12 protein-coding genes are annotated in these 13,335 nt (G+C 67.3%); 5 read left to right on the top strand and 7 right to left on the bottom strand.

Features of this window, described 5'->3' with window-relative positions:
• Nucleotides 1-50 precede the first annotated feature (50 nt).
• Nucleotides 51-1,079 (top strand): zinc-dependent alcohol dehydrogenase family protein, encoded by a 1,029-nt coding sequence (locus tag AB0M15_RS18220; RefSeq protein ID WP_363819709.1) that lies wholly within the window; start codon nt 51-53, stop codon nt 1,077-1,079.
• 15 nt (nt 1,080-1,094) lie between these two features.
• Here AB0M15_RS18220 and AB0M15_RS18215 read toward each other — a convergent pair whose 3' ends face one another.
• Complete coding sequence (locus AB0M15_RS18215; RefSeq protein ID WP_363819707.1) at nt 1,095-2,324, bottom strand: helix-turn-helix domain-containing protein; 1,230 nt, start codon at nt 2,322-2,324, stop codon at nt 1,095-1,097.
• Nucleotides 2,325-2,484: 160 nt separating this feature from the next.
• Here AB0M15_RS18215 and AB0M15_RS18210 point away from each other — a divergent pair, with 160 nt between their 5' ends.
• From AB0M15_RS18210 to AB0M15_RS18200, 3 genes are read left to right on the top strand one after another with little or no spacing between them, the layout of a single operon-like run.
• Nucleotides 2,485-3,660 carry a DegT/DnrJ/EryC1/StrS family aminotransferase gene (locus AB0M15_RS18210; RefSeq protein ID WP_363819705.1) on the top strand — a complete coding sequence of 392 codons (1,176 nt, stop codon included), beginning with the start codon at nt 2,485-2,487 and terminating at the stop codon, nt 3,658-3,660.
• Nucleotides 3,653-4,387 (top strand): hypothetical protein, encoded by a 735-nt coding sequence (locus AB0M15_RS18205; RefSeq protein WP_363819703.1) that lies wholly within the window; start codon nt 3,653-3,655, stop codon nt 4,385-4,387. The genes AB0M15_RS18210 and AB0M15_RS18205 overlap by 8 nt, the downstream gene beginning before the upstream one ends.
• Nucleotides 4,387-5,130, top strand: a complete 744-nt coding sequence (locus tag AB0M15_RS18200; RefSeq protein ID WP_363819701.1) for an amidohydrolase family protein — start codon at nt 4,387-4,389, stop codon at nt 5,128-5,130. The genes AB0M15_RS18205 and AB0M15_RS18200 overlap by 1 nt, the downstream gene beginning before the upstream one ends.
• Here AB0M15_RS18200 and AB0M15_RS18195 read toward each other — a convergent pair.
• Together AB0M15_RS18195 and AB0M15_RS18190 are read right to left on the bottom strand one after the other, a co-directional pair.
• On the bottom strand, nt 5,105-6,049 hold the full coding sequence (locus AB0M15_RS18195; protein WP_363819699.1) for a dihydrodipicolinate synthase family protein: 945 nt from the start codon (nt 6,047-6,049) through the stop codon (nt 5,105-5,107). The genes AB0M15_RS18200 and AB0M15_RS18195 overlap by 26 nt on opposite strands.
• Nucleotides 6,049-7,167 (bottom strand): enolase C-terminal domain-like protein, encoded by a 1,119-nt coding sequence (locus AB0M15_RS18190; RefSeq protein ID WP_363819696.1) that lies wholly within the window; start codon nt 7,165-7,167, stop codon nt 6,049-6,051. The genes AB0M15_RS18195 and AB0M15_RS18190 overlap by 1 nt, the downstream gene beginning before the upstream one ends.
• Before the next feature lie 80 nt (nt 7,168-7,247).
• On the opposite strand from AB0M15_RS18190, the gene AB0M15_RS18185 reads away from it, so the two are divergent.
• Nucleotides 7,248-8,231 (top strand): LLM class flavin-dependent oxidoreductase, encoded by a 984-nt coding sequence (locus AB0M15_RS18185; RefSeq protein ID WP_363819694.1) that lies wholly within the window; start codon nt 7,248-7,250, stop codon nt 8,229-8,231.
• Nucleotides 8,232-8,236: 5 nt separating this feature from the next.
• Here AB0M15_RS18185 and AB0M15_RS18180 read toward each other — a convergent pair whose 3' ends face one another.
• The 4 genes from AB0M15_RS18180 to AB0M15_RS18165 are packed head-to-tail and all read right to left on the bottom strand — an operon-like array spanning nt 8,237 to nt 13,329.
• Nucleotides 8,237-9,052: a carbohydrate ABC transporter permease gene (locus AB0M15_RS18180; protein ID WP_363819691.1), complete on the bottom strand. Its 816-nt coding sequence runs from the start codon at nt 9,050-9,052 to the stop codon at nt 8,237-8,239.
• Entirely contained in the window at nt 9,052-9,984 is a 933-nt protein-coding gene (locus tag AB0M15_RS18175) for a sugar ABC transporter permease (protein WP_363819688.1), read from the bottom strand. The genes AB0M15_RS18180 and AB0M15_RS18175 overlap by 1 nt, the downstream gene beginning before the upstream one ends.
• 23 nt (nt 9,985-10,007) lie before the next feature.
• Nucleotides 10,008-11,270, bottom strand: coding sequence for a sugar ABC transporter substrate-binding protein (locus AB0M15_RS18170; RefSeq protein ID WP_363819686.1), 1,263 nt, complete (start codon nt 11,268-11,270; stop codon nt 10,008-10,010).
• A 55-nt stretch (nt 11,271-11,325) separates the two neighbouring features.
• Nucleotides 11,326-13,329: a PQQ-binding-like beta-propeller repeat protein gene (locus AB0M15_RS18165; RefSeq protein WP_363819683.1), complete on the bottom strand. Its 2,004-nt coding sequence runs from the start codon at nt 13,327-13,329 to the stop codon at nt 11,326-11,328.
• Nucleotides 13,330-13,335 lie beyond the last annotated feature (6 nt).

The following is a 13,335-nucleotide window of genomic DNA, read 5'->3' as shown; positions in this document are numbered from 1 at the left end:
TATGCATTGGTCTGCATGATCATGCAAACCGGCTGGATAGGATGACCGGCATGCGCGCTGTTGTGATCCGCCAGTACGGCGTACCGCCCGTGGTCGAGGAGGTCGCTCCGCCTGTCGCCGAGCCGGGTGGGGTGGTGTTGAAGGTGGAGGCGACCGGGTTGTGCCGGAGTGACTGGCATGGGTGGCAGGGTCACGACCCGGACATCGTGCTGCCGCATGTGCCAGGGCATGAGCTGGCGGGGACGATCGCTGCGGTTGGATCCGGCGTCTCGGGGTGGGCGGTCGGGGAGCGGGTGACGTCGCCGTTCATCTGCGCTTGTGGGACTTGTGAGCAGTGTCTGGCGGGGAATCAGCAGGTGTGCCTTCGGCAGTTGCAGCCGGGTTTCCACTATTGGGGTTCTTTTGCCGAGTACGTCGCTCTGCCGTTCGCCGCGGTCAATTTGGTGCGGCTGCCGGACGCGTTGGACTTCGGGACCGCGGCTGGGCTGGGGTGCCGCTTCGCCACGTCGTTCCGCGCTGTGCGGCAGGTCGGGCGGGTGGTTGCCGGCGAGAACGTGGTGGTCTTCGGCTGCGGCGGGGTTGGGTTGTCGGCGGTGATGATCGCCGCCGCCTTGGGTGCCCGGGTGATCGCCGTCGATACGAATCCCGCGGCGTTGGAGCTGGCCCGCTCCTACGGTGCTGCCGAGGTGGTGCTGTCGTCGGCTGACGTCGTACCGGAGTTGTTGGACTTAACTGATGGTGGGGCGCAGGTGACGATGGACGCTCTCGGTTCGGCTGCCATCGTTCAGTCGGCCTTGACCGCCTTGCGGCCGCGAGGGCGGCACGTGCAGGTGGGTCTGTTGCCGGGTGGGGTTCAGCTGGATGTGGGGCGGTTGATCGGGCAGGAGCTGGAGTGGTTGGGGAGCCACGGGATGCCGGCGCACGCCTACCCGGAGATGCTCGGGCTCGTCGCCTCCGGCGACCTCGCCCCCGACAAGCTGATCACCCGCACGATCACCCTCGATGAAACCCCCGAAGCCCTAGCTGCCCTAACCAACGGCACCCCAGCTGGCGTAACCGTCATCAACCCCTGGCCGTAGCAACCGTCGAGTGGGCTAGAGGCGGATCAGGTAGACGGTGGGTGGGCGGCCGGTTCGGCCGTGTTGTTGGCTGCCGATGGGGTCGGCCAGGCCGGCTCGTTCCAGGCGTTTGAGGACTCGTCGGGCTGTGCGGAGTTGGACTGCTAGGTGTTCTGCGACGTCTTGCGTGGTCAGGCCTTCGGGGAGGGTGGCTACCAACTCGCGCATGCGGGAGAGGGTCTGGGTGTTCAGGCCTACCCGGCGGGCCAGCAGAGGGAGCGACTCGGGGGCGCGGTCGGGGGCCGGCTGGTCCTGGTCGCTGGAAGGCTCGATGACTATCTCTACGTCGTCGGACATGGAGACGACACCGGCGACAGGGCCCATGGAGGCGGCTCGGCTGACGGCTCGGCGGGCTAGTGCCTCGGCCTCGGCGGCAGTACGGCCTACTCCGAAGCCGACTCGGGCGGTCGCGTGACGGGCGGCTAGTGCGTCCAGTAGGGGCATGCGGCTGAACTCTTCGGTCGCCTGCTCCAGGAGGCCGCGGGTGGTGACTACCAGGTTCCGGCCGTCGGGTAGTACGGCGAGGCTGCCGCCGAGGGTGATGAGGTCGCGGGCGAGCGCCTCGTCGGGCTCGGGCAGCTCGATGATGCCGAGCGCGACCTGGGCGTCGCCGACGTGCTGGCCGGTGGTGGTGAGGACAAGCGCCTGCAGGGTCGACTGGATCGAGTACCGCGAGGGGGCGAGCCGCACCGACGGCATCTCGTTCTCGAGCAGGTGGAAGGCCGAGCCGAGGCAGCTGATCGCGATCTTCGTCTCGTGCTGGTCGCGCGCGTTGCGGTGGAAGGCGACGATGTCGCCGGACGTGAGGCCGGCCCGGTACGGAAGTACGTGGATGTCATCGGTCGGCAGTTTCGCCTCGATCAGCGTCTCGAACACCTCGCTGCGGCGCAGGGTGTCGATCGACAGCCGGGTGACGTCGTGGCCGAGCCGCAGCAGCTCGACGAGCGCGCGCAGCAGGGTGGCGCCGTCGTACGAGACGTACATCGCCGGCCGGTCGATGACGCCGGCCTCGGTGGCGATCGTGAACGGCACGACGCCGGTGAAGAGGATCGCGTCGACCTGCTCGTGGACCTGCTCGACCAGCTGGACGGCCTCGGTCTCGTGCCGGTACGGCAGCGGGACGAGGGTGGCCGGGTGGTTGGCGGTACCGACGGCGAGGACACGCTGGACCAGGTCCTCCGGGCCGATGATCCCGACGCTGATCACTGCGCTGCGCTCCTCAGGAGGCCGATTTCGATTCAGGTCCGGCCCTCAAATCGGCACAATAGCGCACTGTTTGCGCGATGTGAGGCAACTTGACGCCATCTGACGCCGTCTCCTACCTTTCGGTCAGGGCCTAAATTACCGCAGACTGGGAGAGGTGCTCATGACCGATGACCCAGTACGCCGTACGCCGCTCCCCGGAGTGCTCGAACCGGCCGGCCGGACCATCGGCGCGGAGGAGCGCGCGGCGGTGCTCAGGGTGCTCGACTCGGCTGTGCTGTGCAGCACATTCGGCGGCGAGGCCCGGGCGCTCGAAGCGGAGATGGCTGACCTCTACGGGCGGGAAGCGGTCGCCTGCAGTTCCGGTACTGCGGCGTTGCACCTCGCCGTCGCGGCCGCCGGATTCGACCCGGGGGACGAGGTCATCACGACGCCGATCTCCGATTTCGGGACTGTCGCGCCGATCCTCGCGCAGAACGGCGTACCGGTCTTCGCGGATGTGGACCCGGTGACGGGCAACCTGGACCCGGCGGCCGTCGAGGCAGCCATCACGCCGCGCACGCGGGCGATCGTCGTGGTGCATCTGTTCGGCGGGGCTGCTGACGTGGTGGCGCTGCGGTCGATCGCTGACCGCCATGGGTTGCTGCTGATCGAGGACTGCGCGCAGGCGTGGCTCGGGACGACGGCCGGCGGTGAGCTGCTGGGGACCTTCGGCGACATCGCGTGCTTCAGCCTGCAGCAGTACAAGCACATCACCGCCGGGGATGGCGGGCTGGCAATCACCGCTTCTGCTGAGCTGGCGACCCGGATGCGGCTCTTCATGGACAAGGGCTGGGACCGCTCAGGCGGCCGGGTGCACCTGATGCTCGGCCTCAACTACCGGATGACAGAACTGGTCGCCGCCGTCGCCCGAGCCCAACTGGCCAAGGTCGCCGACGTCGTGAAACGCCGCCGCGAATCCGCCGAGCAGCTGGTGACCGCACTCGACGGGCTCTCCGGCATCACACTGCCTTCACTGGCAGGACACGCCTTCTGGCTTCTCCCGCTGGTCGTTGCTGAAGGCAATCGAGTGTGGGCCGATGCGCTGACCGCTGAAGGTGTACCTGCCTCGGCCGGCTACCTGGACCGCACCCTCTACGCGAACCCGGTCTTTACCGGCCCGATCTACGGAACCTCCCGCTACCCGTTGGAGGGCAGGGACTATCCGACCGGCCTGTGCCCGAATGCCGAACGCATGATCAACCAGACGCTCATCGTCTTGCCCTGGAACGAGGCCTACACGGAAGCTGACGTAGACGACATCACCCGCGCGATCCGGAAGGTGCACCCCGATGGCTGACTGGCTCACCCCATCGCCCGAGGAGCACATCCAGTACGACGTAGACGTCCTCTTCGGCCCCTGGCCCAGCCACCCGACCGACATGGACCTGCCCGCCCTCAAGTCCCACCTGGCCCACCACCACATCCAGACCGCCCTGACCCTCTCCACCCGAGGCGCCCTCTTCTCCGACCAAGCCGGCAACACCGAAACCCTCTCCGCGCTGGACTCGGAGGACGGCCTCATCCCCGTGGGCACTGTGGATCTGCGGGATGCGGTGACGGCGGCGGAGCAGTTGGACGGGTTGGTGGGCGAGGGCGTCAAGTTTCTGCGGTTGTTTACCGGGCTGCAAGGGGTGCAGGGGGAGACTCCGGCGTACAAGTACGTCGTGGGTGAGGCGGTTGAGCGGGGTTTGGTGATTTTGCAGGATGGGGATCCGCGGAAGTTCGGGGCGGTGTTGGCGGGGCGTGGGGCGGATGTGATCTTCCTGGACCTGCATGTCTATCTGCTCGGCGACTTCGTGTTGATGGCGAAGCAGGAGCCCGGGTTCAAGGCGACTACGCGGATGTTGTCCAGTCCGGATGGGATCGAGCGGGTGGTGGAGAGCGTCGGCGCGAGGCATTTGGTGTTTGGGTCGAGGACGCCGTTCATGGACATCTCGCCTCAGACGTTGCGGTTGAGGTATGCGCGGATCAGTGCGGGCGATCGGGCTTTGATTGCTGGCGGCAACATTCAGGAGCTGGTCTGATGCGGATCATCGACGTGCATGGGCATTGGGGGCCGTGGCCGTTTCATATGGACGTGGGGGATGTGGCGCTCAATCTCGAACTGATGGATCGGTACGGGATCGAGCGGCAGATCGTGTCGGGTGCCGAGGCGGTGGTGTACGACGCGGTGGCGGGGAATGCGAAGCTCGCCGAGGTGCTGCAAGAACAGCCGCGGCTTCATGGGTATGCGGTGGTCAACGCGAATCGGCTGGAGCGTAGTGCGGAGGATCTGAAGGACTGTCTGAGCACGGGACGGTTTGTCGGGGCGAAGATCCATACGACTTATCCGGGCGTGGGGATCGGGTCGCCGCTGATGGCGGACGCGTTCGACATGCTGAATGAGGTCGGCGTGCCGTTGCTGCTGCATACCTGGGGGACGGATGTCGCGTTGCTGCCGGGGATGTTGGCCACCAGGCCGAATCTCACGGTGATCGCGGGGCATGCGGGAGGGGACGCTTGGCGGGAGGCGGCGAGGGCTGCCGTCGAGTGCGACCGGATTTATCTCGAGCATTGCCGGACGGTGACGGACGCCGGGCGGATCGCGTTCGCGCGCAGCGTCGGCGTACCGATGGAACAGTTCTTGTTCGGGACGGACTCGACCTTGATCGATCCCTGTGTCTCGCTCGGCGTGATCCGGGACGCGGGATTCACTGAGTCAGAGCTTCGGAAGGTGCTGTCGGGTAATGCGCTGCGACTGTTCAAAGGCCTTGCAGACAATGGATGACGAGGTCGCGCTCCGAGCGCGGCAGCACGGGGCCGTAGGGGTCGTACGCGGCTTCCTCCGGGATGAGCCCTTCCCAGACCGCGGCCCACAGCATGCGCTGGACATAGCCCTCGATCGGAGCGTAGAAGGTGGCGGCGGCGAAGCGGTCAAGCCGCTCCGACGCAAGCAAGAAGCCTGACGAGTCCCCGGCCGTCCACGCACGCAGTACGGCGGCTGAAAGCTCCACCTGAGCCGCAGCGATGCCCACCAACGCGGTATCGGCGCCCCACATCATCGACGGCCCGTACATCCGATCCTCGCCCGTGATCAACAACTTCCCCGTACTACGCCCCGCCCAGATCGCGTCCTGGCAGTCAACGGCCCGGTCGAGCGTCGCCGTCTTCACCCCGAGCATCTCCGGAAGCGACAACAGCTCCTTGATCAGCGAAGGTGGGTACGGATACCCACCAGCCTCCCCATGCAGGTAGAAGCCGACCAGCGGCAACCCACTCTCAGCAGCGACCCGCTGATGCAGCCGTACCGCCGCCGCCTCTCCATCAGGCAAGTCCCCATAGGCAGCCAACGGATAGACCATGACCGCATCGGCCCCGAAGCCCGCTGCGGTCACGGCCATCCCGACAGTGGCGTCCTCCGCCTCCCGCAGCCCCACAACCCCTGCACTGCGTGGCACGCCGACCCCTGCGACCAACGGAGCCGTAGTAGCGGCCCGCCAGGTCGCCAGAACCTTCCCGCGATCCGCCTCACTCAGGTAGAGCCCCCGCCCGGTGTGAGCCCACACCGCCACCCCACCGATCGGCCCTGCCGCGATGGCGGCCGCATAGGCAGACAGCGCGTCGTACGCCACCACACCGTCAGCGCTCATCGGTGTGACGACAGCCGGGAGCAGTGTGCCGCGGAGTTGATCAACCAGTGCGTGCATCAGAGGTCATGCCCCAGTCCGGGTCGAGTAGGCACTTCCACCCAGCCGTTGACGTCGCTGAAGGTCTTGGGAGCCAGCGGCTCCTCACGGACGAGCAGCGGTCCGACCAGGTCGGCCGGGACGGTAGCACCCGGCACAGCGGCCGCGAGGTGCACTGCGGCCAGCGTCGCCACCCCCAACTCCGGCATCGACCCCACCTTGACCGCCAGCCCGGCCGCCTCGGCCAGATGAGCGATCTGCAGCGCCCGATGCAGCCCACCCACCTTGAGGATCTTGATGTTCAGTACGTCCGCAGCACCCCGCCGCACGATCTCCAGCGCGTCCTGCAGCGACTGCATGCTCTCGTCGACCATCAGCCGCAGGTCAAGCCGCTCTCTGAGCCGCACCAGGCCGACCAGGTCCCACCGAGGCAGCGGCTGCTCCACCAGCGCCAAACCCGCAGCGGCCATCTTGGAGAGCACCGGCAGCGCAGTACCCGCGTCATACCCCTCATTGGCATCCAGACACAGCTCCGCGCCGGGTGGAAGGGCAGCAAGGACCGCCCGGACCAGTTCGAGGTCCCGTACCGGGTCCTCACCGCCCTTGACCTTCAGGTGCCGGAACCCGCGCTCCGCGTACTCCGCAGCCTCCGCCGCCATCTCGTCCAACGTGCCGAGCCCGACAACCCAGGCAGTCTCCACCCGGGAGCGGATGCTGCCGCCAAGCAGCACATGCACCGGCCACCCGCTCAAGACGCCGGCCAAGTCGAACAGCGCGATGTCCAGCCCCGACTTGGCCACATGCTGGCCGCGCAGTGCGGAATCCATCAGCAGATGGGCACCGGCCCGGTCGAGTGGGTCGTGGCCGACCAGGGCCGGCGCGAGGTGCTCTTCGATCGCAGTACGGACGCCTGCGAGCGTCTCCCCGGTGTATGCGGTCATCGGCGACGTCTCCCCGATGCCGACGACGCCGTCGGTGGTCTCGACCTCCACCACCAAGCTGACCAGCTCGTTGCTGACCCCGCTGCTGATCCGGAACGGCCGCCGATAGGCAGCGCGCACCACGCGTGTACGGATCTGCGCGATGGAGCCGGCGGCCGCGGCGGCCGGCAGACCGATGGGCTGCGATGCAACACTCATAAGTCTGGGCTCCTAAGGTCGCGCCATGTAAGAAAATGACTTACGGTCAAGACCGTAAGTAGCTGACACGGTTGATGTCAATGGACGGAAAGGCGGCATCCATGCGGCTGGGCCTCTATCTGAACCTGTACGGCGACGAGGCGGATCGACCCTCCCTCGAGGACGGCGTCGAGCAGGCCCGGCTGGCCGAGCAGGCCGGCTTCGCATGGGTGGTGCTCGGCGAACGCCACCTGCACCGCCCTGGCTATCACGAGATCCTCACCTCCGCGACCTGGTTGGCCGCCAAGACCGATCGGATCGGCATCGCGACGGCCGGCATCGTCGCGCCGCTGTACCAGCCGGTCGTACTGGGCGAGGCGCTCGCGCATCTCGACGTACTGTCGGGCGGGCGGCTGACCGCGGGATTCGTGCTCGGCTACCGGCCGGAGGAGTTCGCCCTGTACGGCGTGACGCAGGCCGAACGCGTCGCGCGGTTCGAGGAGTGCCTCGAGATCCTGACCCGGTTGTGGACCGAGGACGAGGTGACGTACGACGGCAAGTTCACCAGCATCCAGGAAGCGTTCCTGTCGCCGAAGCCGGTGCAGAACCCACGTCCGCGGATCTGGAACGGCGGCCGCGTCTCGGCGATGCTCGAACGCACCGCCCGGATGTGCGACGGCTGGACCACGTCGTTCAACGAGCTGGACGCCGACCTGCCCGGCAAGATCGCGGAGTACCGGTCGTACGAACGCGGCGAAGGCACTCTCGGTGCCGAGGTGATCCTTTGCAGGGAAGGGTTTGCGGCGCCGACGACGCAGGAAGCACGGCAGACGCTGGAGGAGCCGCTGCGGGACCTGTACGACGCTTACACCGGCTGGAAGCGCACCTCGGCCGACGCCTCGCGCTACACCCAGGGCTGGGACGACATCGTCGACCGCAGCATCATCGGCTCACCGGCGGAGTGTGCCGAACGGATCCAGCACTACGAGGAGTTGGGTGCCGACGGCATCATCCTCCGGATCCAACCGCCGGGAATGCCGCAAGCCGATGCCCTGAAGGCGATCGAGGCCTTCGGGAACCTCTAGACCGATCAGGCCTTCAACCCTGACATCGCGATGCTGTCGGTCAGATAGCGCTGCAGCAGGCCGAAGACGAGCAGGCTCGGGACGACGGTGATGGTCGCGCCGGCCATCACCTGGTTGATCGGGACGGCCTCGGTCTGCAGGCTGGCCAGGCCGACCGTCAGCGTCTGCATGTTCGCCGACTGGCCGATCACCAGCGGCCAGAGGAAGTCGTTCCAGTGCCAGAGGAAGACGAAGATGCCGAGCGTCGCCAGCGCCGGCCGGACCAGCGGCAGCACGATCATGGTGAACGTCCGCCACTCCGACGCGCCGTCGAGCTCGGCCGCCTCGAACAGTTCGTCCGGCAGCTGGCTGATGAACTGGCGCATCAGGAAGACGGCCTGCGAGTTGGCCAGCGTCGGCACGATCAGACCCCAGTACCCGTCCACCCAGCCGAGCTTCGCGACCAGGATGTACGACGGGATCAGGGTCGCCTGGAACGGCACCATCAGCGTCGCCAGGAAGGCCCAGAACAGCAGCTCGCGCCCGGGGAAACGCTTCTTCGCGAAGGCGTACCCGGCCATCGCCGCGAACAGCAGGATGAAGAGCACCGAGACGAGCGAGTAGACCAGCGAGTTGATCGTCCAGCGTGGGATGTCCGAGCTGGACAGTACGTTGGAGAAGTTCTGCCAGGTCCAGCGCGAGGGATCGAGCGCGCCCGGGAAGGTCTGGCCGCTCGGCGGCGCGAAGGCGACCAGCACCATCGCGGCGAACGGCACGATCGTCACGATCGCGGTCAACGCAAGCAAAGTCGGCAGGGTCAGCCGGGCTGGTCGCACAAGCATCAGTCGTCCCTCCCGACGAAGCGACGCTGGATCAGCGAGACCACCAGCACGATCAAGAACAGCACCAGCCCGATCGCGCTCGCGTAACCGAAGTCGAAGAACTTGAAGCCCGAGTCGTACAGGAAGTACACGAGCGAGTAGCTGGAGCGGACCGGCCCGCCGGCCGTCATCACGTACATCGCGTCGAAGACCTGGAACGCGCCGATCGTCTCGATCACCAGCACGAAGAACAGGATCGGCCGCAACTGCGGCAGCATGATGTAGCGGAACCGCTGCCAGCGACCGGCGCCGTCGATCGTCGCCGCCTCCAGGTAGGACTGCGGTACCGCCTGCAACCCGGCCAGCAGGATCAGCATCGAGTAACCGAAGCCTTTCCAGGCCGACGTCACCGCGATCGACGGCAGTACCGACGATGAGTTGCCGAGGAAGTCGTACGGGCCGAGTGAGAGCAGCCCTAGGGCGCCGTTGAGCAGGCCGTCCTCGACGTTGTAGATCCATTTCCAGAGCACCGCCGCGAGCACGATGCTGGTCACGTACGGGAGGAAGAAGACGCCCCGGAAGAAGCCGCGGCTCCAGACCACCTGGTGCAGCAGCAGCGCGGTACCGAGCGAGACCAGGACGGTCAGCGGCACGAAGATCAGCGCGTAGGTGACGGTGACCAGCAGGCTGTCGCGGAAGAGCTGGTCACCGAACAGCCGGGAGTAGTTGTCAAAGGCAATGAAAGACCACTGACCGTTGAGCCGGTAGTCGGTCAGCGACAACAGGAACGCGCCGACCACCGGTACGAACCGGAAGACCACGAACAGCACCAGCATCGGTGCCACGAACAACAAGCCGGCCAGCGAGCGCGGCGACAGGCGCCGGCGCACCGCCCCTGCGGCCGGGCCTGTCGCCTGGTTCTGCGGAGAGGTCGCGCGGCCTCCCTCCGTCATTGCCGCGCGCCCTCCCCGCAAGCTCACCGTTGTCGCGACAGCAGGTCGTTCGCCTGCTTCGCCGCGTCGTCCAAGGCTTGTTGCGGAGTCTTCTTACCGGTCAGCGCGGCCTGGAGCTCGACCGCGAGTACGGCGTTGACCTGCCGGGCGGCCGGATTCGGCTGGCCGGGGAAGGCGTACTGCAGTGCGTCGGCGAACTTGCCTGCCTCGGCGTCCTTGGCCGGTACCTTCGCGTCGGTGCGAGGCGACAGGAAGCCGGACGCGGTACCGAGGCTGACGATCTGCTTCGGGTCGATCATGAAGGACAGGAACCTCTCCGCGCCGGCGACGTTCTTCGACGCCGCGTTCACGCCGAGCCCGCCGGGCAGTCCGAAGCCGACCTGCTTCTTGTCCTTGAGCGGCAGCCCGATGATCACGTTGCCCGCGCCCCAGGTGGTCTCCACCGTCTTGGCGTCGGCGAGCGTGTTGGCGAAGCCCATCGCGACCTGCTGCTTGCCGAGCGGCGCGTCGGCGACCAGGTTGGCATTCGTCAGCGCGCCCTTCGGGATCGCGCCGTCGTTGTACAGGCCGGTCAGGAAGGTCAGCGCCTCGACGCCGGGCGCCTCGTTGAAGGTCGCCTTCTTGCCGTCCTCGGAGAAGACCGAACCACCGGCCTGCCACAGCAATGGATAGAAGTTCAGGTTCATCGTCGCGCTCGGCGAGGCCGAGTAGTCCAGCGTCGCGACGCCGGCCGCCTTGAGCTTCGGCGCGGCCGCCTTGATCTCGTCCCAGGACTGCGGCGGGGTGGTGATCCCGGCCTTGTCGAGCAATTTCTTGTTGTAGATCGTCGTCGTGACCGTGTGGTAGATCGGCGCGGCGTAGAGCTTGCCGTCGACGGTCAGCGCGGTGAGGGCGCCGGGCAGGAAGCTGCTCTTGGCCGGCTCGATCACCTTGTCGACCGGCGACAGCGACCCGTTCTTCACGTACTGCGGGATCTGGTCCGGGTTCAGCACCACGACGTCCGGACCCTTGCCGCCGGAGAACGCAGTGGCGAGCTTCTGGTCGCGCTCGGCCCAGGGCTGCTGCTCGATCTTCAGGTCGGTACCGGAGTTGGCCGCCTCGAAGTCCTTCTCGACCTGAGCCCAGTAGGCGTCGCCGGCCTTCTGGTCGCCGATCACGGGGTACATCCAGACGGTTACTGTGCTTGATGACGACGACGGCTCGTCGGAGCCGCCGCAGGACGTGATCGAGGCCGCCACCGCCAGCACGGCGAGCGGTGCCAGGATGCGGTTGACGCTGGTTCTCATCGGACCCCCTCTAATAACGGTCCAGGCCGAAACTACTGGCTCGGAATTTCGGCTGTCAACGATTCAGGTCGATCCGGAAGAGCTGTGCTCCGGTTGTGACCAGTAACTGGTTGTCACCCTGTACGGCGAGCCGCCGGTTGGCCTGGGTCAGCCAGACAGCCGGTGGAGTGCGTTGCCAGGGGGCGAGCTTGTAGAGCTTGGTGCCGTCGATTCCGGCGTACAGGGCGTCCCGGGTCGCGACGATGTCACCGCAGGCCGTGGTGCTGCCCAGGTCGAACCGGCGCTTGAGTCGGCCGCGCAGGGTGTCGACGGCGAAGATCGTCTTGCCGGCCACACCCCAGAGCAGGCCGTCGGGGCCGATCGCGACCGAGTTGACCGTACCGGCGCCCGCGATCGGGGTCTCCCAGAGCTTGCGGGAGTGCCGGACGTCCCACGCGAAGACGGTGCCCTCGGCCCGGGTCGGGGGAGTCGTGGTCAGGCCGCCGGTGATCGACGTACCGCCGTACACGATGCCGTGGTCGGCGGCGAGCCCGAAGATGCTCTCGTCCTGGACTACGTTGCGGAAGGTCTGGGTGGTACGGGTCACCGGGTCGTGGATGGCGAGGGCGCCACCGAGCCGGTCGCCTTCGGGGACGGTGCCGATGGCGATCTTGCCGTCCACCTCGGCGAATGCCCGGGCGCGCATCTGCTGGTCTGCCTTCATGTTGACCTCGAGCCGCGGGTTGTCCGGTGTGCCGGGTGGTCCGGGCGAGTACTCCGGGCTGCTCCACGGCTGGTGCGGGTCGTAGGAGTAGACACGTGCCTCGGGGTAGTTGCCGATCCAGACACGGCCGTCGGACGCTTCCATCAGAGCCTCGGTCTGCGAGAAGCGGTTGAAGGTGGCCGCGCCGGTCAGTGGGTTGACGACTGAGACGCCGCCGTTGAGGAAGCCGCCGACGTAGGCCGACTGCTTGCCGCCGGCAACCGAGAGGATCTCGATCGGCTCCCGGCGTACGGCGGACTGGATGAGGTCGGACTTGCCGGTCTGCGGGTTGTAGCGGAAGAGCTCTCCGCGCCACAGCGTGCCGACGATGCTCTTGCCCGGGTAGTCGGGCAGGCCGAGCTCGGCCCAGCCGATCGCGCGGGCGTTCTGGATCCGGCCGGTGAAGGTCAGGCCGGTACCGGCCAGGGCTTTGGTGGCTGGGTCGTAGCGCTTGAGCTCGCCCTGCTGGATCAGGTAGATCTCGCCCTGGTCGCCGACCGGTGAGATGTCCAGGCCGTGCGCGGCGGGGATCTGGTCGGTCCAGGTGCGGGTGGCGAGGTCGAAGACGCAGAGCGGTGCCGGGTATGCCGTACTGAAGCGCGCGTAGAGCTTGCCGGCGCGGGCGGCGAGGTCGTAGATGGCGAGGTTCCTGATGTCCGGAATCCCTGGTGGGGAAGGGATTTCGGATACTGTGCCGGTCGCCGGATCGAGCTCGACGAGGTGGGCGTCGGGGTTGGTGCCGGCGTAGACCTTGCCTGTTGCGTAGGCGATGCTGCGGACGTACGTCTGGCCGTGGACGGCCTGGCCGTAGTCGCGGACCGCGCCGGTGGCGGCGTCGTACCGGAAGATCTTGCCGCCGGGGAAGGTGCCGCCGTAGATGTTGCCGTGCTCGTCGGAGGTCAGGCTCCAGATGTAGTTCTCACTGGCGACCGGACGGCCCAGGTCCTCGACGGTGTCGCCCATGCCGGGGCGCCAGCGGTAGAGGTGGCCGTTGCTGTAGGTGCCGACGTAGATCGAGCCGTCGGGGGTCGCGGTGACGGCGTAGCCGGAGTCGGCGCCTTCCAGCGGGGCCGAGACGAGGCTGGCGCCGGTGGCTGGGTCCATGGCGTTCAGGTAGCCGGGTTTGCCGGTGGAGACGTTCCAGATGGCTGCTTTGCCGGCGACCGGGCCGGGGGCGACGGTGCCGCCGATCAGGAGTACGTCAGAGAGGGGGATGCCCAGGGAGACGGGGGTCGGTGGTGGTGGCTCGCTTGCCTGGGCGGCCGTGAGGGGCGCCAGTAGGAGGGCGGCGAGGGCAGCAGTCAGGAGTGCTCGCATGGCGGG

The sequence above is a fragment of the Kribbella sp. NPDC051718 genome (genome assembly GCF_040681515.1).
Classification (GTDB): Bacteria; Actinomycetota; Actinomycetes; order Propionibacteriales; family Kribbellaceae; genus Kribbella.
The sequence above is the reverse complement of the archived record's forward strand: the minus strand, read 5'-3'. Positions and strand labels throughout refer to the sequence as shown.

Bases quoted from the DNA above. Each gene is read 5' to 3' on its own strand.
- AB0M15_RS18220 (WP_363819709.1), top strand. From the start codon at position 51: ATGCGCGCTGTTGTGATCCGCCAGTACGGCGTACCGCCCGTGGTCGAG.
- AB0M15_RS18210 (WP_363819705.1), top strand. From the start codon at position 2,485: ATGACCGATGACCCAGTACGCCGTACGCCGCTCCCCGGAGTGCTCGAA.
- AB0M15_RS18205 (WP_363819703.1), top strand. From the start codon at position 3,653: ATGGCTGACTGGCTCACCCCATCGCCCGAGGAGCACATCCAGTACGAC.
- AB0M15_RS18200 (WP_363819701.1), top strand. From the start codon at position 4,387: ATGCGGATCATCGACGTGCATGGGCATTGGGGGCCGTGGCCGTTTCAT.
- AB0M15_RS18195 (WP_363819699.1), bottom strand. From the start codon at position 6,049: ATGCACGCACTGGTTGATCAACTCCGCGGCACACTGCTCCCGGCTGTC.
- AB0M15_RS18190 (WP_363819696.1), bottom strand. From the start codon at position 7,167: ATGAGTGTTGCATCGCAGCCCATCGGTCTGCCGGCCGCCGCGGCCGCC.
- AB0M15_RS18185 (WP_363819694.1), top strand. From the start codon at position 7,248: ATGGACGGAAAGGCGGCATCCATGCGGCTGGGCCTCTATCTGAACCTG.
- AB0M15_RS18180 (WP_363819691.1), bottom strand. From the start codon at position 9,052: ATGCTTGTGCGACCAGCCCGGCTGACCCTGCCGACTTTGCTTGCGTTG.
- AB0M15_RS18175 (WP_363819688.1), bottom strand. From the start codon at position 9,984: ATGACGGAGGGAGGCCGCGCGACCTCTCCGCAGAACCAGGCGACAGGC.
- AB0M15_RS18170 (WP_363819686.1), bottom strand. From the start codon at position 11,270: ATGAGAACCAGCGTCAACCGCATCCTGGCACCGCTCGCCGTGCTGGCG.
- AB0M15_RS18165 (WP_363819683.1), bottom strand. From the start codon at position 13,329: ATGCGAGCACTCCTGACTGCTGCCCTCGCCGCCCTCCTACTGGCGCCC.